The sequence below is a fragment of the Streptomyces sp. NPDC007162 genome (assembly GCF_040634175.1).
Lineage (GTDB): Bacteria > Actinomycetota > Actinomycetes > Streptomycetales > Streptomycetaceae > Streptomyces.
This window is the reverse complement of sequence record NZ_JBEYFC010001025.1, coordinates 1-1271: the sequence shown is the minus strand read 5'-3', so window position 1 is coordinate 1271 and position 1271 is coordinate 1. Positions and strand designations below refer to the sequence as shown.

Genomic DNA, 1271 nt, shown 5'->3' with positions numbered 1-1271 from the left:
GACACGTCCACCCAGTCCACCAAGGCGCTGGTGGTCGACGTGTCCACCGGGCAGGTCGTGGCGAGCGGCCAGGCATCGCACACCGTGTCCTCGGGCGCGGGCCGGGAGAGCGATCCGCGTCAGTGGTGGGACGCGCTGTGCGAGGCGCTGCGCCAGTGCGGGGAGGCGGCGCACGAGGCGGCGGCCGTGTCGATCGGCGGGCAGCAGCACGGCCTGGTCACACTGGACGGGCGCGGCGAACCGGTGCGGCCCGCACTGCTGTGGAACGACGTCCGTTCGGCGCCCCAGGCGCAGCGGCTGATCGAGGAGCTGGGCGGTCCGAAGGCCTGGGCGGAGCGCACCGGCAGCGTGCCGGGCGCGTCGTTCACGGTCACCAAGTGGGCCTGGCTGGCCGAGCACGAGCCGGAGGCTATCCGTGCGACCAGGTCCGTACGGCTCCCCCACGACTACCTCACCGAGCGGCTGACCGGGCAGGGCACGACCGACCGGGGTGACGCCTCGGGCACCGGCTGGTGGGCGTCGGCGACCGAGGCGTACGACGAGGAGACCCTCGCCCACGTCGGCCTGGATCCGGCGTTCCTGCCCCGGGTGGTGCGGCCCGGCGAGGTCGCCGGCACCGTTCGCGACAGCCACGACCTGCCGTTCTCCAAGGGCACCCTGGTCGCTCCCGGGACCGGCGACAACGCGGCGGCGGCGATGGGGCTCGGGCTGCGCCCCGGCACTCCGGTGCTGAGCCTCGGCACCTCCGGCACGGTGTACGCCGTCTCCCGGCACCGCCCCGCCGACCCGACCGGCACGGTGGCGGGCTTCGCCGACGCGCACGGCGACTGGCTGCCGCTCGCCTGCACGCTGAACTGCACCCTCGCGGTCGACCGGGTCGCGGCCCTCCTCGGGCTGGACCGGGAGGCCGTCGAGCCGGGTACTTCGGTCACCCTGCTGCCCTACCTGGACGGCGAGCGCACCCCGAACCTGCCGAACGCCTCCGGACTGCTGCACGGCCTGCGCCACGACACCACCGGCGGTCAGCTCCTCCAGGCCGCCTACGACGGGGCCGTGCACGCCCTGCTGGGTGCCCTGGACCTGGTGCTGGACGCGGACGCGGACCGGACCGCCCCGCTGCTGCTGATCGGCGGCGGCGCCCGCGGCCGCGCCTGGCAGGGTCCCAGGCGGGCCGGGTCCTCGACAACGGAGATTCCACCCAGCAGATCCACCAGCACCTGGACATCGGGCAGGGCGAGGTCGACTGGGACGCGTTCTTCGGCACCCTGCGG

1 protein-coding gene is annotated in these 1271 nt (G+C 75.1%); it reads left to right on the top strand.

What is annotated here, in order from left to right; all coding sequences use genetic code 11:
• The coding region (xylB, locus tag ABZ646_RS46855) for a xylulokinase (protein ID WP_360533965.1) at positions 1 to 1271 on the top strand (1271 nt) is incomplete at both ends.